This is a genomic window from Azospirillum palustre (genome assembly GCF_002573965.1).
Classification (GTDB): domain Bacteria; phylum Pseudomonadota; class Alphaproteobacteria; order Azospirillales; family Azospirillaceae; genus Azospirillum; species Azospirillum palustre.
Window position 1 is genome coordinate 432,959 of sequence record NZ_PDKW01000039.1, and the last position, 18,160, is coordinate 451,118.

16 protein-coding genes are annotated in these 18,160 nt (G+C 69.1%); 8 read left to right on the forward strand and 8 right to left on the reverse strand.

Annotated elements, in window-relative coordinates; translation table 11 throughout:
• The first annotated feature begins 4 nt into the window (after positions 1-4).
• Positions 5-1,018 carry an inorganic phosphate transporter gene (locus CRT60_RS08095; RefSeq protein ID WP_098735903.1) on the forward strand — a complete coding sequence of 338 codons (1,014 nt, stop codon included), beginning with the start codon at positions 5-7 and terminating at the stop codon, positions 1,016-1,018.
• A 143-nt stretch (positions 1,019-1,161) separates the two neighbouring features.
• Entirely contained in the window at positions 1,162-1,467 is a 306-nt protein-coding gene (locus tag CRT60_RS08100; RefSeq protein WP_098735904.1) for a hypothetical protein, read from the forward strand.
• Positions 1,468-1,474: 7 nt separating this feature from the next.
• Here the strand turns inward: CRT60_RS08100 and CRT60_RS08105 are convergent, their stop codons facing one another.
• Positions 1,475-4,282: a response regulator gene (locus CRT60_RS08105; protein ID WP_098735905.1), complete on the reverse strand. Its 2,808-nt coding sequence runs from the start codon at positions 4,280-4,282 to the stop codon at positions 1,475-1,477.
• Positions 4,283-4,543: 261 nt separating this feature from the next.
• Between CRT60_RS08105 and CRT60_RS08110 the strand changes: the two genes are divergently transcribed.
• Positions 4,544-4,969 carry a tellurite resistance TerB family protein gene (locus CRT60_RS08110; RefSeq protein WP_193548414.1) on the forward strand — a complete coding sequence of 142 codons (426 nt, stop codon included), beginning with the start codon at positions 4,544-4,546 and terminating at the stop codon, positions 4,967-4,969.
• Positions 4,970-5,155: 186 nt separating this feature from the next.
• Here the strand turns inward: CRT60_RS08110 and lysA are convergent, their stop codons facing one another.
• Genes lysA through argH form a run of 3 tightly spaced genes read right to left on the reverse strand, consistent with a single transcriptional unit; the run spans position 5,156 to position 8,114 of the window.
• Positions 5,156-6,415, reverse strand: coding sequence for a diaminopimelate decarboxylase (lysA, locus tag CRT60_RS08115; protein ID WP_098735906.1), 1,260 nt, complete (start codon positions 6,413-6,415; stop codon positions 5,156-5,158).
• Between the two features lie 47 nt (positions 6,416-6,462).
• Entirely contained in the window at positions 6,463-6,669 is a 207-nt protein-coding gene (locus CRT60_RS08120) for a hypothetical protein (protein WP_098735907.1), read from the reverse strand.
• Positions 6,666-8,114: an argininosuccinate lyase gene (gene argH / locus CRT60_RS08125; RefSeq protein ID WP_193548415.1), complete on the reverse strand. Its 1,449-nt coding sequence runs from the start codon at positions 8,112-8,114 to the stop codon at positions 6,666-6,668. Before argH ends, CRT60_RS08120 begins: the two co-directional genes overlap by 4 nt.
• 89 nt (positions 8,115-8,203) lie before the next feature.
• Between argH and CRT60_RS08130 the strand changes: the two genes are divergently transcribed.
• From CRT60_RS08130 to CRT60_RS08140, 3 genes are all read left to right on the forward strand, one after another.
• A complete protein-coding gene (locus CRT60_RS08130; RefSeq protein ID WP_244592357.1) occupies positions 8,204-8,836 on the forward strand; it encodes a TlpA family protein disulfide reductase in 633 nt (210 codons plus the stop codon).
• Between the two features lie 60 nt (positions 8,837-8,896).
• Positions 8,897-9,655 carry a cyclic nucleotide-binding domain-containing protein gene (locus CRT60_RS08135; protein ID WP_098735909.1) on the forward strand — a complete coding sequence of 253 codons (759 nt, stop codon included), beginning with the start codon at positions 8,897-8,899 and terminating at the stop codon, positions 9,653-9,655.
• Positions 9,656-9,896: 241 nt separating this feature from the next.
• Positions 9,897-10,310, forward strand: a complete 414-nt coding sequence (locus CRT60_RS08140) for a PBECR3 domain-containing polyvalent protein (RefSeq protein ID WP_244592358.1) — start codon at positions 9,897-9,899, stop codon at positions 10,308-10,310.
• Positions 10,311-10,461: 151 nt separating this feature from the next.
• On the opposite strand, the gene CRT60_RS08145 is transcribed toward CRT60_RS08140, so the two are convergent.
• From CRT60_RS08145 to hyi, 3 genes are all read right to left on the reverse strand, one after another.
• Positions 10,462-11,751 (reverse strand): glycerate kinase type-2 family protein, encoded by a 1,290-nt coding sequence (locus CRT60_RS08145; protein ID WP_098735911.1) that lies wholly within the window; start codon positions 11,749-11,751, stop codon positions 10,462-10,464.
• Positions 11,752-11,867: 116 nt separating this feature from the next.
• Complete coding sequence (glxR, locus tag CRT60_RS08150) at positions 11,868-12,752, reverse strand: 2-hydroxy-3-oxopropionate reductase (RefSeq protein ID WP_098735912.1); 885 nt, start codon at positions 12,750-12,752, stop codon at positions 11,868-11,870.
• A 36-nt stretch (positions 12,753-12,788) separates the two neighbouring features.
• Entirely contained in the window at positions 12,789-13,583 is a 795-nt protein-coding gene (hyi, locus tag CRT60_RS08155; protein ID WP_098735913.1) for a hydroxypyruvate isomerase, read from the reverse strand.
• A 297-nt stretch (positions 13,584-13,880) separates the two neighbouring features.
• Between hyi and CRT60_RS08160 the strand changes: the two genes are divergently transcribed.
• On the forward strand, positions 13,881-15,926 hold the full coding sequence (locus tag CRT60_RS08160) for an NADPH-dependent 2,4-dienoyl-CoA reductase (RefSeq protein WP_098736261.1): 2,046 nt from the start codon (positions 13,881-13,883) through the stop codon (positions 15,924-15,926).
• Positions 15,927-15,952: 26 nt separating this feature from the next.
• On the opposite strand, the gene ogt is transcribed toward CRT60_RS08160, so the two are convergent.
• Positions 15,953-16,489 carry a methylated-DNA--[protein]-cysteine S-methyltransferase gene (gene ogt, locus CRT60_RS08165; protein ID WP_098735914.1) on the reverse strand — a complete coding sequence of 179 codons (537 nt, stop codon included), beginning with the start codon at positions 16,487-16,489 and terminating at the stop codon, positions 15,953-15,955.
• A gap of 344 nt (positions 16,490-16,833) precedes the next feature.
• Here ogt and CRT60_RS08170 point away from each other — a divergent pair, with 344 nt between their 5' ends.
• Complete coding sequence (locus CRT60_RS08170; RefSeq protein WP_098735915.1) at positions 16,834-18,144, forward strand: NAD(P)-dependent oxidoreductase; 1,311 nt, start codon at positions 16,834-16,836, stop codon at positions 18,142-18,144.
• The last annotated feature ends 16 nt before the right edge of the window (positions 18,145-18,160 follow it).

Genomic DNA, 18,160 nt, shown 5'->3' on the forward strand with positions numbered 1-18,160 from the left:
GGTCATGGAGGCCCTGCAACTCGGCCTGCCGGCGATCGCCGTCATCGTTCTGGTGGCGCTCGCCTTCGACTTCATCAACGGCCTGCACGACGCGGCGAATTCCATCGCCACCGTGGTGTCGACCCGCGTGCTGTCGCCCAAGCTGGCCGTCCTTTGGGCGGCCTTCTTCAATTTCATCGCCTTCCTGTTCTTCGGCCTGCATGTCGCCACCACCATCGGCACCGGGCTGGTCGATCCGCTGGTGATGGACCCGGCGGTGATCCTGGCGGCGCTGATCGGCGCCATCGGCTGGAACCTGATCACCTGGTATCTCGGGCTGCCGTCCTCCTCCTCGCATGCGCTGGTCGGCGGCATCGCCGGGGCGGGCATCGCCAAGGCTGGATTCGGCGCCATCATCGGCAGCGGCTTCACCAAGACGGCGGTCGCCATCGTGCTGTCGCCCGGCATCGGCCTCCTGCTGGCGCTGTTCCTGATGCTGGTGCTGTCCTGGGCGCTGCGCCGGGCCGCCCCCTTCGCGGTCGACCGCCAGTTCCGGCACTGGCAGCTCGTCTCGGCGGCGCTCTACAGCCTGGGCCATGGCGGCAACGACGCGCAGAAGACGATGGGCATCATCGCCGTCCTGCTGTTCAGCCAGGGCATGCTGGGCGATACCTTCCACGTCCCCTTCTGGGTCATCATCGCCTGCCAGCTGGCGATGGGGCTGGGCACCATGATGGGCGGATGGCGCATCGTCCGCACCATGGGGTCGCGCATCACCGACCTGAAGCCCTACCAGGGCTTCTGCGCCGAGACGGCTGGCGCCATCACGCTGTTCGGCGCGACGTGGCTGGGCATCCCGGTTTCGACCACCCACACCATCACCGGCGCCATCGTCGGCGTCGGCTCCGCCCGCCGCACCTCGGCGGTGCGCTGGGGGCTGGCCGGCCGAATCGTCTGGGCCTGGGTGCTGACGATTCCCGCCTCCGGCATCGTCGCCTGGCTGTCCTACCTGCTGGTGGCGAGCGTCCTGCACCCGTAAGGGCCTCGATCCGGGGGGAGAACACCCTGTGAACGAGGGGGCGGATGGCGGTACGATCGGATAAGCCCTTCGTGACGCAGCCCGCCCTTGACCCGCAAGGGCGGGAACGGCAGGATCGGTCCGGTGGAGACAGGATACCGGTCATGCCGCATATCGAACGCACCGACCAAGGTGAGCAGTATGTGCTTCCCGGCGCCGAACGCCGGACGGTCCCAGGCTTGCCCTATGCGGCGGAAGCCGACGGCCAGCTGACCCTGCATTTCTACGCCCCACCCGAGAAGACGGAACGCCGCACCCGCCCGGCCTCGGCGCGCGCGCTCTCCGCCACGCCCCTGCCCATGGCGCCGCTGCCGGCCAATCAGGCGGAACCGGCCGCGGCCGACGCCGCGCCGCAAAGCCTGTTCGGCCGGCGTCTCGCCCATTTCCCAAGAGTGTTCGAGCAGCCCTGACCCGGCTTCAGGCGGCGCCGGTGCGGCTGCGCCCGGCGGCCAGCGTGCGGGCGACCTGACGCAGCAGCAGGTCGCGCTCATAGGGCTTGCCGATGTGCCCGTTCATGCCGGCGTCACGGCAGTCGCGCCGCTCCTCGTCCGACGAACCGGCGGTCAGCGCCAGGATCGGCAGGTCGCCGCGCGGCGGCGGCATGGCGCGGATGATCCGGCTCGCCTCCAGCCCGTCCATCTCCGGCATCTGCACGTCCATCAGCACGAGGTCGTAGTCGCCGGCCTTCACCGCCTCCACCGCCGCGGCGCCGTCGGCCACCAGATCGATGCGGTAGCCGCTGTCCCTGAACAGCGCCGCCAGCAGTTCGCGGTTGATCGACAGATCCTCGGCGATCAGCAGGCGCGGCGGTCCGGCGGGACGGGGAGTGGGCTGAACAGGCGCAGGGGGCTGGGCAGCGATTGCCTGGGCCGCCATCGCCTGGGGCTGGGGTGCCGCTCCCACCCGCCGGCCGGCGATGCGGGAAAGCTGCCGGCGCAGATCCTCGATGGAGAAGGGCTTGGCGATCATCGCCACGTCGGGGCCGAAGCCGGCAGGCGTGCCGACGGCATGGGCGGCGAAGCCGGAGGCCAGCAGAACCGGCAGGCCGGGGCGCATGCGCGCGGCGTGCCGGGCCAGCTCCGTCCCGTCCATGCCCGGCGGCATGACGACGTCGCTGAGCAGCAGATCGAGCTTTTCCGGCCCGTCCAGCACCACCAGCGCTTCGTTGGCGTTGGTCGCCGCGATCACCCGATGGCCCCAGCCGCGCAGCAGCCCGGCCACCATGTCGCGCACGGTCGGATCGTCGTCCACCAGCAGGATCGACAGCGGTGCCGAAGGGGGCGGGGAGAGCGAAGGCGCCAAGGGCTGGGCCAGGGGCTGTGCGGGGACGGTGAGGGATGGGGCGATGGACGGGCTGGCGGCGGGGCTGCCGGCCAGGCTGGTGGCTGGGCTGGTGGCGGGGGCCGGCCGGGCCGGCCGGGCCGGCGGTGTCGCCGGCATGCCCGACGCCTCCGCCGGCAACAGGCGGTTCGCCGGCAGCCGCACCGTCACCGTGGTGCCGACGCCCAGCGTGCTGCGCAGCGCCAGCGTGCCGCCATGCAGTTCGACCAGCCGCTTGGTCAGCGGCAGGCCCAGCCCGGCGCCCTCGACCCCGCGGTGGCCGGCGCTCTCGACACGGGCGAAGGGCTCCAGCACGCGATCCAGATCCTCGGCCGGGATGCCCAGCCCGGTGTCGGTGATGCGGATCACCGGCGTGCCGTCCTCCAGCATGGCGGACAGCGTCACCGATCCGCCGGACGGCGTGTATTTCACCCCGTTGGCGATCAGGTTCAGCAGGATCTGGCGGATGCGGCGGTCGTCTCCGCGCAAGGCGCCCACCGCCGGCGCCACCACCGCCGACAGCAGCACGCCGGCGCGCTCGGCCCGCGGGGTCAGCATGCGGACGGCGAAATCCGCCGCGGCCTCCAGGTCGCAGTGCCCCTCCTCGATGGGCAGCGCCCCGGCCTCCGCGCGCGCATGATCGAGGATTTCGTTGATCAGCTCCAGAACATGCTGGCCGCTGTCGCGGACGTTGGCGGCATATTGCCGGTAAGACGGGGTGCCGACCGGCCCCTCCGCCTCGCGGGCGATCAGGTCGGCGAAGCCGATGACGGCGTTCAGCGGCGTGCGCAGCTCATGGCTCAGCCCGGCCAGGAACTCGCCCTTGGCCCGGTTGGCGGCCTCGGCGGCCTGCCGCGCGCTCTCCGCCATGTCGCGGGCATGGTTCAGCGCGGCGGCGAGCCGGGCGCTCTCGTCGCGTTCGGCGCTGGTCCGCTCCACCGCGCTCCGCGCCTCGGCCAGGGCCACCTGCGCCTTGCGCTCGCGGTCAAGATAGCGCATCCCCCAGGCCAGCATCCCGAGGACCGCCAGCAGGCCGACGAGGGTCTCCACCACCGTATGCAGGGTGCGGGTGCGCCACACGGCCATCGCCTCTTCCCGGTCGATGCCGGCCAGCACCACCAGACCATAGTCGCGGACGGTCCGGTAGGCGGCGATGCGCAGCACCCCGTCCAGCGGCGACGCCGACAGCAGCTGCCCCTCCGGCGCCTCGCGCAGCCGGGACTGGAACAGCGGGGCTGCGGCAGCCGTGCGGCCGGCCGAGGCTTCGGGTTCCGGGCGGCGGGCGACCACCTCGCCGTTCGGCCGGTAGACGGCGATCAGCGGATCGAATTCGAAGCCCGGAATGCTGTAGAAGTCGGTCAGGTGGTTGACCCGGATCGACACGGATGCCACCCCGACGAAGCGCCCCTCGTCGTCATGCAGCGGGCGGGAAACCGGAAAGACGAGCGGATAGGACCCGGTCCGCACCGGCTGCGCCGCGCCGATGTGCAGGCGCATCCCGCCGCGCAGGGCCTCCAGACCGCCCTGGTCGGCGAAATCGGCGATGCGGTTGGGAAAGCTGGCCGATTCGAGCACGGCCCGGCCGTCGGCGTCGTAAATCCAGATGGCGTCGGCGCCCTCGACCTGGGCGGCATATTCGCGCAGACGGGCCCAATGCTTGAGGTCGCGCAGCTTCTGCAGGCCGCGGGCCTCCGCCACCATGGCCGCCGTCTGGTCGAGCGCTACGTCGGCCGTGTGCACCGTGCGGCGGACATGGTCGTCGACCAGCCGGGCCATGTCCTGCACCAGGACGAAGCGGCGCTGCTGGGTGTCCTGGTAATCGTAATAGACCCTGTGGGCCGCGTTGCCCGCCAATGCGGCCAGAACGACGACCACCACCAGCGCGCCCCGTAGGAAGCGTCCCACAAATCCCCCTTTTGTGTGCCGATGCCCGATGCTGCCCGCCCGAAACTTCACATCCAAACTATCACGAATCCGATGGGACGGCTGCGCTATTCGACCGGGAGGGGGCTTGGGGTTTGCCCCGATGGCCGGACAGGGTCAGGGGGCTTGCGGGGCCGGAAACCTCGGCCGCGGTCTTTGAAAAATAGCGCCACCCCGCATCTTGCGCGGCTTGCCCCATGGGCCCAGATGGGCAGGCGTCTGAACCATTGGGGAGGTCGAAAGATGGGTCTGTTCGATATGTTCAAGGGCAACGCGCCGCTGGAGATGAACCCGCGCCGTGCGCTGGTGGTGTCGCTGGTCTACTGCATGGGATCGGATGGCGAGATCGATCCGGAGGAGGTCGGCCATCTGGTCTCCGTCCTCGGCCGCCGCGCCTCGCGGGAGGAACTGGACGGCTGCCTCAAATATGCCCGCAGCACCCCGCCGGACAGCTTCCTGGCCGAGGTCGTGCCGAAGCTGAACCAGCAGCAGCGGCTGTGCATCCTGCTGAACATGATCGACAGCGCCATGGCCGACGGCGAGGCGGAACAGGGCGAGCGCGACCTGATCATCCGCTTCCAGCAGGCCTTCGGCTTCGACGACGCGAGCCTGCGCCCCTATTTCGAGGCGCTGACGGCGAAGAACGCCCGGTTCGTGCTGGACGCGTGACGGGGGACGTTCCCTACAGCTCCCTCTCCCGTCCCGGGAGAGGGAAGGGGCCCATGCGCAGCATGGGAAGGGTGAGGGGTAAGGCAAGAATCCGAACCGCATGGTTTCTTGGACTCCCCCTCACCCTCCCCGCCTGCGGCGGGTCCCCTCCCTCTCCCGGGGCGGGAGAGGGCGATTATCCGCCCTTTACAACCAGTCGGGCACCCGCTCGGCCGCCAGCATCTCCTCCACCGTCGGGCGGGGGCGAATGACGGAGAAGCGGTCGCCGTTGACCAGAACCTCCGGCACCAGCGGCCGGGTGTTGTAGGTCGAGGCCATCACCGCGCCATAGGCGCCGGCCGACAGGAAGGCGACGAGGTCGTCGTCGGCCAGCGGCGGCAGCGGGCGCTGCACGGCGAAGGTGTCGCCGCTCTCGCACACCGGGCCGACCACGTCGTAGGGCTCCTGTGCGGCGCCGTCGGCCGGCTCCGCGACGGGCACGATGCCGTGATAGGCGTCGTAGAGCGACGGGCGGATCAGGTCGTTCATCGCCGCGTCGACGATGGCGAAGCGGCGGTGCAGCCCCTGCTTCACATAGATGACGCGGCTGACCAGGATGCCGGCATTGCCGACCAGCGAGCGGCCCGGCTCCAGCGTGATCCGGCAGCCGAGATTGCCGGTGATCGAGCGCACCATCGCGGCATAGTCGGCCAGATCGGGCGGCGCCTCGTTCTTGTAGGTGATGCCGAGCCCGCCGCCGAGATCCAGGCGCTGGATGTCGTGGCCGTCCTCGCGCAGCTGGTGCAGCAGCGCCGCAACCCGCTCGTAGGCCGCCCGGAAGGGGGCGAGGTCGGTCAGCTGCGAGCCGATATGCACGGCGATGGCGACCGGCTTGATGCCCGGCAGGGCCGCCGCGCGGCGGTAGATCTCGCGCGCGTGGTCGTAGTCGATGCCGAACTTGTTCTCTTTCTTGCCGGTGGCGATCTTGGCGTGGGTCTTGGCGTCGACGTCCGGGTTGACGCGGAAGGCGATGGGAGCCTCCACGCCCATGGACGAGGCGATCTGGCTCAGCGCCTCCAGCTCCGGCACCGATTCCACGTTGATCTGGTGGATGCCGGCCTCAAGGGCGGCGCGCAGGTCGTCGCGGGTCTTGCCGACGCCGGAGAAGACGATGCGCTCGGGCGGGATGCCGCCGGCCAGCGCGCGCTTCATCTCGCCCACCGACACCACGTCGCCGCCGGCCCCCAGCTTCGCCAGCGTGCGGATGACGGCGAGGTTGGAGTTGGCCTTCAGCGCATAGCAGACGCCGGCATCCTGGCCGGCGAAGGCGCCGGCATAGGCGTTGTAGTGCGATTCGAGCGCTGCGGTGGAATAGAGGTAGAAGGGCGTGCCCACCTCCCGCGCCACATCCTCCAGCGAGACGGATTCGGCGTGCAGCACGCCGTTGCGGTAGGCGAAGACACTCATTGGTGAGCCATTGGGGGGAGAACCATTCGGCGAACCGGTGCGGGCGGTCATGGGAACTGGACTCCGGAACCGGCCGGCTTACCGGGCTTCGGGTCCAGCGAAGGGTTGGGATAGGTGCGGGGGAAGGGATCGACCTGCCCTTCGGGAACCGGGCTGTCGACGGCCTTCGGCTTCTTGCCGCAGCCGGCCAGCGCCAGGGCGCCGGCCAGGGCGAGGACGGTCAGGGTGACGGAGCGGGGAAGACGGCTGGTCACAGGAAACGCTCCCGGGCGGCCTTCACCGCCTCCTGCACGCGGACGGGGGCCGGGCCGCCGAAGCTGGTGCGGCTGTTCAGCGACGCCTCGATGCTCAGCGCCGGATAGACGGCTTCGGTGATGCGCGGCTCGATGGCCTGGAGTTCGGCCAGCGTCAGGTCGGTCAGGCCGACGCGGCGGTCCTCCGCCGCCTTCACGGCGCGGCCGGTGACGTGGTGCGCCTCGCGGAAGGGCATGTCCAGCTCGCGCACCAGCCAGTCGGCGAGGTCGGTGGCGTTCAGGAAGCCGCGGTCGGCCGCCTCGCGCATCGCCGGGACGTTGGGCTGCATGTCGCGCACCATGCCTTCCATGGCGGCGATGCACAGCGCCAGCGTGTCGTCGGCCTCGAACACCGGCTCCTTGTCCTCCTGCATGTCCTTGGAATAGGCCAGCGGCAGGCCCTTCATGGCGATCAGCAGGCTGTTCAGCGAACCGATGACGCGGCCGGCCTTGGCGCGCACCAGCTCCGCCGCGTCGGGGTTCTTCTTCTGCGGCATGATCGACGAGCCGGTGGTGAAGGCGTCCGACAGCTTGATGAAGCGGAACTGCGCCGAGCACCAGATCACGATCTCCTCGGCGAAGCGCGACAGGTGCATGCCGCAGATCGACGCCGCCGACAGATATTCCAGCGCGAAGTCGCGGTCGGACACCGCGTCCAGCGAATTGGCGGTCGGCCGGTTGAAGCCCAGCGCCTCCGCCGTCATGAAGCGGTCGATGGGGTAGGGCGTGCCGGCCAGCGCCGCCGAGCCCAGCGGGCATTCGTTCAGCCGGCAGCGGGCGTCGCGGAAGCGGCTGCGGTCGCGCCCGAACATCTCGACATAGGCCAGCAGGTGATGGGCGAAGCTGATCGGCTGCGCCGCCTGCAGATGGGTGAAGCCCGGCATCACCGTGCCGGTGTGCTGCTCCGCCAGATCGATCAGCGCGGTCTGCAGCGCGGTCAGGCCGGCGATGGTCCGGTCGATGGCGTCGCGCACCCACAGCTTGAAATCGGTCGCCACCTGGTCGTTGCGCGAGCGGCCGGTGTGCAGGCGCTTGGCCGGTTCGCCGATCAGCTCGGCCAGCCGGGCCTCCACATTCATGTGGATGTCCTCCAGCTCCACCTTGAAGGTGAAGCTGCCGGCGTCAATCTCTGCCTTTACGCGGTCGAGCCCGTCGATGATGGCGTCGGCGTCGGCCTGGGTTATGATGCCCTGCTTGGCCAGCATCGCGGCATGGGCCTTCGACCCGGCGATGTCCTGGTCGGCGAGCCGCTTGTCGAAGCCGATGGAGGCGTTGATCTTCTCCATGATGGCGGCGGGACCGCGCGCGAATCGCCCGCCCCACATCTGGCTGGCGGCGGGTGCGGCAGAGCCCGTGGGGGCACCGGTCGGGGCGGCGGAAGTCGGCGTGGTCTGATCGGCGCTCATGGGGACGGATACCGGGGCATTCGGGTGAAGGGGAGCGAGGAAGCGTGAGTATGCGGACTTTGACGGCTGTCGCAACGGTTTGTGTGTGCATGGCCGGGGCCGGCCTGTGGTGGAGCGCCGGTGCGGCGCCCAACCCCGCTGCCGGCACGCCGGAGGTGGTGCGGCTGGGCGCGCCCGACGTGGTCACCCCCGTCGCCTCCACCGGTGCCGACAAGCTGGAGAAGTTCAAGGGGGCGGAGCCCAAGCCGATGCCGCCCCTGTCCTTCGTCGATGCCGAAGGGCGGCGGATCGATCTGGCCGATTTCAAGGACCGGGTGATCCTGCTGAACCTGTGGGCGACCTGGTGCGGGCCGTGCGTGAAGGAGATGCCGTCGCTCGACCGGCTCCAGGCCCAGCTGGGCGGCGACGCCTTCCAGGTGGTGGCACTGTCGCTGGACCGCGGCGGGCGGACGGCGGTGGAGCCCTTCTACAAGAAGACGGGGGTGCAGAACCTGACGGTCTTCCTCGATCCAGCGTCGGAGTCGATGAAGGCGCTGTCCTTGCGCGGCCTGCCGACCACCATCCTCGTCGATCCCGAGGGCCGTGAGCTTGGCCGGGTCGAAGGGGCGGTGGAGTGGGATTCGCCGGAGGTCGTCGCCTTCCTGCGCCAGTTTCTCGGCCGCGGCGGCGGCAACGGCAGCGAGCCGGCCCGCGACCGCGGCGTGATGAAGACCCGAGGCTGACGATGCGGCGGCCATGGGGTAGAGTGGGGAGATAACTTTCCGTCTGTTTTGAGCCATGCAATGACGCAATCCGCCTCTTCCGGTCCCAAGCGCACCACCATCGAGCCCGGCATCGTGATGATGCGGCAGGGCGAGCGCGGCGACCGGGCATGGCTGATCGAATCCGGGGAGCTGGAGGTGCTGCTGACCGCGGCGGACGGCAGCATCCGGCGGCTGGGGGTGGTCGGCAAGGGGGCGGTGGTCGGCGAGATGGCGCTGATCGACGATGGTGAGCGCAGCGCCACGGTGCGGGCACTGACCGAGGTGACGTGCGTCGAGGTGACGCGGGACGCCTTCCGCAGCCTGCTGAAGCGCAGCCCGCCGCTGGCCTCCTACCTGTTGCAGAGCCTGATCGCCGCCATCCGCCGCGACTATGGCCTGCCGCCGACCGAGCGGGTCGGCAACGCGGTGGATTTCCGTTCCACCAACTCGTTCCAGAAGGTGGTCGACCGCCGGATGATCCGCGAGGGGCACGTCTTCTTCAGCCCCAACGACCCGGTGAACGCCGCCTACCTGATCCAGTCCGGCCGCGTGGCTTTGCGCCCCGGCCGCGGCACGCTGGGCGAGGAGATCGCCAGCTTCGGGCCGGGCAGCCTGTTCGGCGAGATCTATCTGCTGACCGGCCGCCCGCCCGACGTCACCGCCGTGGCGGTGAGCGGCGGCATCTGCGAGGTGATCGACAAGCGCAGCTTCGAGGACGCGGTGATGGCGATGCCGCCGATCCTGAAATCGCTGACGCGGATCTACATCGCGCAGCTGACCAAGGCAAAGGTGGGGTAGGGGCGAGGTTGATTTTGCGGTCACTCCTGTGGAGCGACGATAAAAGAAACTGTCTCTGACCTGTCCGAAAAATTGAACAATTCCCATTCTCGCTCTATGTTGGGGCGGCATAGCGCTTCAGCGTGCGGAATCTGGTTGTGAGGATGGGATTGAATCGGTGATGCCCAACGTTGCATTTGCGCCTGACGGAGAATCAGGCAGCTCGGGCCCATCAAGACATTTCAAGAATGAATCCCATCAGATGAAGAGATTCGTCAATCAGCATTTAAAATCACTGGAGCGTATTGAGACACACGAAATTGGCCTGCTTCAAAATGCACCGCGCGTTCGGGCTGCCACTGGTTTGGAATTGCGGCAGTTTTGCGTCGTTGTAGAAAACACCGCTTTGAAGCACGCGCTAAAGCAGCACGGTAATGCTTCCCAAGAGGCTAGGAGAGGTCAGGCCGCTATAACTGAAGACGACTTTTGCCTGATCCCGGAAATCATTCAGGATGGAAGTCCTTCAAAAGGAGATGGCTCAAAACGCGGTGTGTCGACAGTATTGTTCATTAAGTTGATCAATGGCATCGAATACACGGTCGTTGCCGATGTTCGCCCAAACATACGTCAGCTTGCATTCAAAACGATGATGAAGCGACGGCAAAAATCTGCTTAAAAAGGAAAGCACCTGGGGACCTGAGATGCTGCCTCGTACGTCAGGCGCTTGGGCAAAGCGTCATGCAGTACGAAACCCCTCCAGATTGACGTCCGAAACGAGGCCCAGATGCTGTCTTCCAATTAAGATTGTTTTTTCTCGCTGTCAAGCGTCAGGCCGGATCGATCACGATCACCCGGAAGTCGTTGACGTTGGTCCGCGTCGGGCCGGTGACGACCAGATCGCCGAGAGCCTTGAAGAAGCTGTAGCCGTCGTTGTTGGCGAGGAAGGCCTTGGCGTCCAACCCCATCGCCTCGGCCCGTTTCAGCGTGTCGGGGCGCAGGATGGCGCCGGCATTGTCCTCCGTCCCGTCGATGCCGTCGGTGTCGAAGGCGGCGGCCCGGATGCCGGGATGACCGTCGAGCGCCACCGCCAGCGCCAGCAGGAATTCGACGTTGCGGCCGCCGCGGCCCTGGCCGCGCACCGTCACCGTGGTCTCGCCGCCGGACAGGATCACGGCGGGAACGGGGGCCGGCTGGCCATGGCGGGCGGCCTGCCGGGCGATGCCGGCATGGACCTTGGCGACCTCGCGCGATTCGCCCTCGATGGCGTCACCCAGGATGACCGGGGTGTAGCCGCGGTCGCGGGCCAGCGCCGCCGCCGCCTCCAGCGCGTCCTGCGGGGTGGCGATGATGGTGGTCTCGGCGCCGCTCAGCCGCGGGTCGCCGGGCTTCGGCGTCTCGTCCTCCGCAGCCTCCAGGAAGGCGGCGACGGCGGGCGGCGGGGTGATGCCGTATTTCGCCAGGATGGCGCGGGCGTCGGCGAAGCTGGTCGGGTCGGGCACGGTCGGGCCGCTGGCGATCACCGACGGATCGTCGCCCGGCACGTCGGAGACCAGCAGCGAGACGACGCGCGCCGGGTGCGCCATGGCGGCGAGCCGGCCGCCCTTCACCGCCGACAGGTGCTTGCGCACGCAGTTCATCTCGCCGATGTCGGCGCCGCTCTTCAGCAGCGCCTTGGCGACGGCGCGCTTGTCCTCCAACGTGATGCCGGGCGCCGGCAGCGCCAGCAGGGCGGAGCCGCCGCCGGAAATCAGGCAGAGCACGAGGTCGTCGGCGGTCAGCCCCTGCACCATGTCGACGATGCGCTGTGCCGCCTCCTGCCCCGCGGCGTCGGGCACCGGGTGGCTGGCCTGCACCACCTCGATCCGCTCGGTCGGCAGATCATGGTCGTAGCGGGTGACGACCAGCCCGGTCAGCGGCCCCGGCCAGTGATCTTCCACCGTCTTCGCCATCGCCGCCGCCGCCTTGCCGGCGCCGATGACCACCGTGCGGCCCTTCGGCGGCTGCGGCAGGGCCGCCGGCAGCCGGGTCTCGGCGGTCACCGCGGTGAGCGCCGCCTGGAACAGGTCGTGGAGCAGGGCGTCGGCAGCGGGGGCGGCAGTGGGGGCGGTGGCGGTCATGGTCGCTCGGGCGTCGTGGAGGGCGGGGCGCTTAGAATGCACGCGAATGGTTGGCAGGCCAATGGTTTGGGTGGGGCGCCATCCGCAGCATGGTCCGCTGGGGGCGCCCCAGCCCCTTACTTCGACCCGACTTCGTGCCCGGCGAGCAGTTCCAGCGCGCGGAGCATGCCGGAATGGTCCCAGGCCGCCCCGCCCTGCGCGGCGCAGGCGTTGAACAGCTGCTGGCAGCTGGCGGTGTGCGGCAGCGACAGGTTCAGCGCCTTGGCGCCGCTCAGCGCCAGGTTCAGATCCTTCTGGTGCAGCTCGATGCGGAAGCCGGGGGCGAAGTTGCGGTTGATCATCCGCTCGCCATGGACCTCCAGGATGCGCGAGGAGGCGAAGCCGCCCATCAGCGCCTGACGGACCTTGGCCGGGTCGGCGCCGGCCTTGGAGGCGAACAGCAGGGCCTCGGCCACCGCCTCGATGGTCAGGGCGACGATGATCTGGTTGGCGACCTTGGTGGTCTGGCCGTCGCCGTTGCCGCCGACCAGCGTGATGTTCTTGCCCATCTTCTCGAACAGCGGCTTGACCGTGTCGAAGGCCTCCTGCGGGCCGCCGACCATGATGGTCAGCGAAGCGGCCTTGGCCCCGACCTCGCCGCCCGACACCGGCGCGTCGAGGTAGGAGCAGCCGAGGTCGTTGATGCGCTTGGCGTATTCCTTGGTCTCGATGGGGGAGATCGAGGACATGTCGACCACGATCTTGCCCGCCGACAGGCCGGCGGCGACGCCGTTCTCGCTGAACAGCGCGGCGCCGACATGGGGGGTGTCCGGCACCATGGTGATGATGACCTCGGCCGCCGCCGCGACCTCGGCGCCGCTCGGGCAGGGGATGGCGCCCTTATCGGTCAGCTCGGCCGGGACCGGCTTGATGTCGTGGACGTAGAGGGTGTGACCGGCGTCCAGCAGATGCCCCGCCATCGGGGTGCCCATGATGCCGAGACCGATGAAACCGACCTTCATGACAATAGTCCTTCTCTTTGAATGGATGGGGGCGTCTCAGGCGTGCGCCGGTTCGGTCCTGTAGGGGGCGAACCAGCCGAGCCCCTCGTCCGTCGTCGTCTTCGGCTTGTATTCGCAGCCGACCCAGCCGCTGTAGCCGATGGCGTCCAGATGCTTGAACAGGAAGGGATAATTGATCTCGCCGGTGCCCGGTTCGAAGCGGCCGGGGTTGTCGGCCAGCTGGACATGGGCGATGCGGGCGAGGTTGGCCTCGATGGTGCGGGCCAGATCGCCTTCCATGATCTGCATGTGGTAGATGTCGTACTGCACGAAGAGATTGTCGGAGCCGACCTTGGCGATCAGGTCCAGCGCCTGTTTCGTGCGGGTCAGGTAGAAGCCGGGGATGTCGCGGGTGTTGATCGGCTCGACCAGCAGTTTGATCCCGGCGCCGGCCAGCGCGTCGGCGGCATAGGCGAGGTTGGCGGTCAGCGTGCTTTCGGCGGTGGCGGCGTCGGCGCCTTGCGGCAGGATGCCGACGAGGCAGTTGACTTGGCGGCAGCCCAGCGTGCCGGCATAGTCGATGGCACGGGCGACACCGTCGCGGAACTCCTGCACGCGGTCGGGCAGGATGGCGATGCCGCGCTCGCCGCCGCCCCAGTTGCCGGCCGGCAGATTGTGCAGGACCTGGGTCAGCCCATGCCGGCGCAGCTTCTCGGCCAGCGCGTCGGCGGCGAAATCATAGGGAAACAGGTATTCGACCCCACGGAAGCCGGCATCGGCCGCCGCGGCGAATCGGTCGAGGAAGGGATGCTCGTTGTAGAGCATCGTCAGGTTGGCGGCGAACTGCACCATGACCGAACTCCCGGTTACGCAAATCGGCCGCCGAGGATGGAGGGGCGGCCCTTGGGTTGGGAGCTTGACCGCCGCGCAGGCCCTTGAGCCAGTTCGCCGAACGGCTTTTTCACACAGCGGAAAGCGGGGTGCGCGAACGATCGGGGCTCGATCGGCCTTCCAGGGGCGCTAACGGATGCCGCGGAACCTGATTGACGCATACGTCACCCTGAATTAGGATTCGCATCACCAATCATCAGCCTGCCCAGCGCCGCCAGAAGCGCGGGGTCTATAACCGGAGGAAGTGTGCCTGTGACCATGCCCGGCTCCCAGCCCTACCCGCATCTGCTGGCCCCGCTCGACCTCGGCTTCACGGTGCTGAAGAACCGGGTGCTGATGGGGTCGATGCACACCGGGCTGGAGGACCGGCGCCGCCATTTCCCGCGGCTGGCCGCCTATTTCGCCGAGCGGGCGCGCGGCGGGGTCGGGCTGATGGTGACCGGCGGCTTTTCGCCCAATGTGGAGGGCTGGCTGTCGCCCTTCGGCTCCACCCTGGCGCGGCAAGGTGCTGCGCGGGCGCACCGGGTCATCACCGACGCGGTGCATGCCGAAGACGGCAAGATCGCGCTGCAGATCCTGCATGCCGGCCGCTATGCCTACAGCCCGCTGTCGGTGGCGCCGTCGCGCATCAAGTCGCCGATCACTCCGTTCACCCCGCGCGCCCTGACCGCAAGAGGTGTCGAGCGCCAGATCCGCGCCTATGTCCGCTGCGCCGAGCTGGCGCGCGAGGCCGGCTATGACGGGGTGGAGGTGATGGGGTCGGAAGGCTACCTGATCAACCAGTTCCTGGTGACCCATACCAACCAGCGCACCGACAAGTGGGGCGGCTCTTACGAGAACCGCATGCGCTTCCCGGTGGAGATCGTGTCGCGCATGCGCGAGGCGGTCGGGCGCGACTTCATCATCATCTACCGCCTGTCGATGCTGGACCTGATCCCCGACGGCAGCACGTGGGAAGAGGTGGTGCAACTGGCCCAGGCCATCGAGCGGGCGGGGGCCACCATCATCAACACCGGCATCGGCTGGCACGAGGCGCGGGTGCCGACCATCGCCACCAGCGTGCCGCGCGCCAACTTCGCCTGGGTGACAGGGAAGCTGAAGGGCGCGGTGTCGATCCCGCTCTGCACCACCAACCGCATCAACACGCCGGAGGTCGGCGACGCGGTGATCGGCGACGGGCTGGCCGACATGGTGTCGATGGCGCGGCCCTTCCTGGCCGACCCGGACTTCGTCGCCAAGGCGGCGGCGGGGAAGGCGGAGGCGATCAACAGCTGCATCGCCTGCAACCAGGCCTGCCTGGACCACATCTTCTCCGGCAAGACGGCGAGCTGTCTGGTCAACCCGCGCGCCTGCCACGAGACGGAGCTGGTGATCACCGCGGCGGCCAAGCGCAAGCGCGTCGCCGTGGTCGGCGCCGGCCCGGCGGGTCTCGCCTGCGCCACCACGGCGGCGGAGCGCGGGCATGAGGTGCACCTGTTCGACGCGGCGGACGAGGTCGGCGGCCAGTTCAACATGGCCAAGCTGATCCCCGGCAAGGAGGAGTTCCACGAGACGCTGCGCTATTTCCGCCATCGGCTGGCGGAGACCGGTGTGGCGCTGCATCTGGGGCGGCGGGTGGGGGCCGATGAGCTGACCGGCGCCGGCTTCGACGCCGTGGTGCTGGCGACCGGGGTGGTGCCGCGCGACCCGAAGATCCCCGGCCAGGACCATTCCAAGGTGCTGACCTACATCGACGTGCTGCGCGGCGCCAAGCCGGTCGGCCGGCGCGTCGCCGTGGTGGGGGCCGGCGGCATCGGCTTCGACGTCAGCGAGTTCCTGGTTCATGACGGTGCTTCGCCCAGCCTGGAGCCGGCATTGTGGCGGGCGGAATGGGGGGTCGCCGACCCGGCCGAGGCGCGCGGCGGTGTCGCCGGCATCCGCCCGCATTTGACGCCGCCCGCCCGCGAGGTCGTGCTGCTCCAGCGCAAGGCGAGCAAGCCCGGTGCTGGGCTGGGCAAGACCACCGGCTGGATCCACCGGGCGCAGCTGAAGATGAAGAACATCCAGGCGCTGTCCGGCGTCAATTACGAGCGCATCGACGACGAGGGGCTGACCGTCAGCTTCGGCGAGAAGCGCGAGCGGGTGCAGACGCTGGCGGTGGACAGCATCGTCCTGTGCACCGGGCAGGAGCCGCTGCGCGAGCTGCACGCCCCGCTGGAAGCCGCCGGCATCGCCGTCCACCTGATCGGCGGCGCCGACGTCGCGGCCGAGCTGGACGCCAAGCGCGCCATCGCCCAGGGGACGAAGCTGGCGGCGGAGCTGTAGGAGGGCGGCTCGAACCTGTTCGACCGTCATCCCCGCGAGGGGGGATTTGCCGCCGCCCTCTCATGCGTCAGCAGCCAGCGCTTGCGCTCCACCCCGCCGCCATAGCCGGTCAGCGTTCCGTCCGATCCGATCACCCGGTGGCAGGGCACCACGATGCCGACCGGGTTGGCGCCGTTGGCATGTCCCGCCGCCCGCACCGCCGCCGGACGCCCGGCCAGCGCCGCCAGATCGCGGTAGGTTATGGTCCTGCCGCAGGGAATCCCGCGCAGCGCCGCCCACACCGCGCGCTGGAACGGCGTGCCGCCGGTGCGCACCGGCAATTGGTCGATGACGGCAAGCTCGCCCGCGAAATAGGCATCCATCGCCCGCGTCAGCCCGCCCGGATCGCCGGCCGGCCGCAGTTCGTAGCCGCCGGGATGATGCAGGCGCAGCAGCCGGTGCAGCCGGTCCTCATGGTCGGTCCAGTCGATGGCGCGCAGGGTGCCGTCCCCGTCCGCCACCACGATCAACTCGCCGATGGGCGTCGCGGTGCGGTCGATCAGCAGGCTTGAGAAGGCGGACATGGCGGCATCCCCTATCTCGCTTGAATAGGTGCGCTGCCGAAATTGAAGGCAGAGCCCCGGCGATGCAACCCTTTGATACAGCGTAATTTCCTGATTCCGCATTTGCGAATTCCCATGCGTTTCTTGCGTATCGCCGCCAAAAGAGGCGCCAAAAGGCTGAGTTGCGTGCAATCCGCATGGCTGGCATGATGAAGCCATGCCTGTCCATACCGTCAGTTTTTGACCGAACAGTCAGCTTTTCCGCCGCCCGTCTCCGTTGGCAGTGCTGGTTGGTTCTCTTGGCACGCGGGTTGCTGATGCTTCGGTAGACACGCCGCTCTGCGACCGAAGGGAAGCCATCCGCCATGACCCTGATCGCTACGCTTGCCACCACCGGAGACAATTCGGCTTCGCCCTACACCGACCTGACCCCGGCGATGACGCCGGTGCAGGCGCTGGCCGAATCGAACCGCTGCCTGTTCTGCTACGACGCGCCCTGCATCAAGGCCTGCCCGACCGGGATCGACATTCCGGCTTTCATCCGCTCCATCGCCACCGGCAACCTGAAGGGCGCCGCGACGACGATCCTGTCGGAGAACATCATGGGCGGCACCTGCGGCCGTGTCTGCCCGACCGAGACGCTGTGCGAACAATCCTGCGTCCGCAACCGGGCGGAGGACCGCCCCGTCGCCATCGGCCGGCTGCAACGCCACGCCACCGACCGCCTGATCGATGGCGAGCCGGCCCACCCCTTCGCCCGCGCCGCCGCGACCGGCAAGCGCGTCGCCGTGGTCGGTGCCGGCCCGGCCGGGCTGTCCTGCGCCCACCGCCTCGCCACGCTCGGCCATGAGGTGACGGTGTTCGAAGCCAAGGCCAAGTCCGGCGGCCTCAACGAATACGGCCTCGCCCCCTACAAGATGGCCGACGACTTCGCCCAGCGCGAGGTCGCCTTCATCCTCGGCGTCGGCGGCATCGTGGTGGAGCATGGCCGCAGGCTGGGCGCCGACCTGTCGCTCGACAGCCTGCGCGCCGACTTCGACGCCGTGTTCCTCGGCGTCGGCCTGGGGGCCAACAACCGCCTCGGCATCCCCGGCGAGGAGCGTGCGGGCGTCGAGGACGCCACCGCCTTCATCGAGCGGGTGCGCCAGGCCCTTCCCGGCCAGCCGCCGACGGTGGGGCGCAGCGTCGTGGTGATCGGCGGCGGCAACACCGCGGTGGATGCCGCCATCCAGGCCAAGCGCCTGGGCGCGGAGGACGTCACCCTGGTCTACCGCCGCGGCCGGGCCCAGATGGGCGCCACCGCCTGGGAGCAGGAGCTGGCCCAGACCGAGGGCGTCGTGCTGAAGACCTTCGCCGCGCCCAAAGAGATCGGCGAGACCGGCATCACCTTCGAACGCACGCGCCTCAGCGACGGCAAGCTGTCCGGCACCGGCGAGACCTTCACCCTCCAGGCCGACATGGTGCTGAAGGCGGTCGGGCAGAAACTGTCGGCCGAGGCGCTCGGCGGGCTTGAGGTCACCGGCGGCAAGATCGCCGTCGACGGGTCCTACCGCACGACGCTGCCCGAGGTCTGGGCCGGCGGCGACTGCGTCGCCACGGGCGAGGATCTGACGGTCCAGTCCGTGCAGGACGGCAAGCTCGCCGCCCTCGCCATCCACAGCCACCTGACCGCCTGAGGAAAGGGAGCCACAT

What these genes read in the sequence shown, in the direction of transcription:
- CRT60_RS08095 (WP_098735903.1), top strand. Translation starts at nt 5, where the DNA reads ATGGAGGCCCTGCAACTCGGCCTGCCGGCGATCGCCGTCATCGTTCTG.
- CRT60_RS08100 (WP_098735904.1), top strand. Translation starts at nt 1,162, where the DNA reads ATGCCGCATATCGAACGCACCGACCAAGGTGAGCAGTATGTGCTTCCC.
- CRT60_RS08110 (WP_193548414.1), top strand. Translation starts at nt 4,544, where the DNA reads ATGGGTCTGTTCGATATGTTCAAGGGCAACGCGCCGCTGGAGATGAAC.
- lysA (WP_098735906.1), bottom strand. Translation starts at nt 6,415, where the DNA reads ATGAGTGTCTTCGCCTACCGCAACGGCGTGCTGCACGCCGAATCCGTC.
- argH (WP_193548415.1), bottom strand. Translation starts at nt 8,114, where the DNA reads ATGAGCGCCGATCAGACCACGCCGACTTCCGCCGCCCCGACCGGTGCC.
- CRT60_RS08130 (WP_244592357.1), top strand. Translation starts at nt 8,204, where the DNA reads ATGGCCGGGGCCGGCCTGTGGTGGAGCGCCGGTGCGGCGCCCAACCCC.
- CRT60_RS08135 (WP_098735909.1), top strand. Translation starts at nt 8,897, where the DNA reads ATGACGCAATCCGCCTCTTCCGGTCCCAAGCGCACCACCATCGAGCCC.
- CRT60_RS08140 (WP_244592358.1), top strand. Translation starts at nt 9,897, where the DNA reads ATGAAGAGATTCGTCAATCAGCATTTAAAATCACTGGAGCGTATTGAG.
- CRT60_RS08145 (WP_098735911.1), bottom strand. Translation starts at nt 11,751, where the DNA reads ATGACCGCCACCGCCCCCACTGCCGCCCCCGCTGCCGACGCCCTGCTC.
- glxR (WP_098735912.1), bottom strand. Translation starts at nt 12,752, where the DNA reads ATGAAGGTCGGTTTCATCGGTCTCGGCATCATGGGCACCCCGATGGCG.
- hyi (WP_098735913.1), bottom strand. Translation starts at nt 13,583, where the DNA reads ATGGTGCAGTTCGCCGCCAACCTGACGATGCTCTACAACGAGCATCCC.
- CRT60_RS08160 (WP_098736261.1), top strand. Translation starts at nt 13,881, where the DNA reads ATGCCCGGCTCCCAGCCCTACCCGCATCTGCTGGCCCCGCTCGACCTC.
- ogt (WP_098735914.1), bottom strand. Translation starts at nt 16,489, where the DNA reads ATGTCCGCCTTCTCAAGCCTGCTGATCGACCGCACCGCGACGCCCATC.
- CRT60_RS08170 (WP_098735915.1), top strand. Translation starts at nt 16,834, where the DNA reads ATGACCCTGATCGCTACGCTTGCCACCACCGGAGACAATTCGGCTTCG.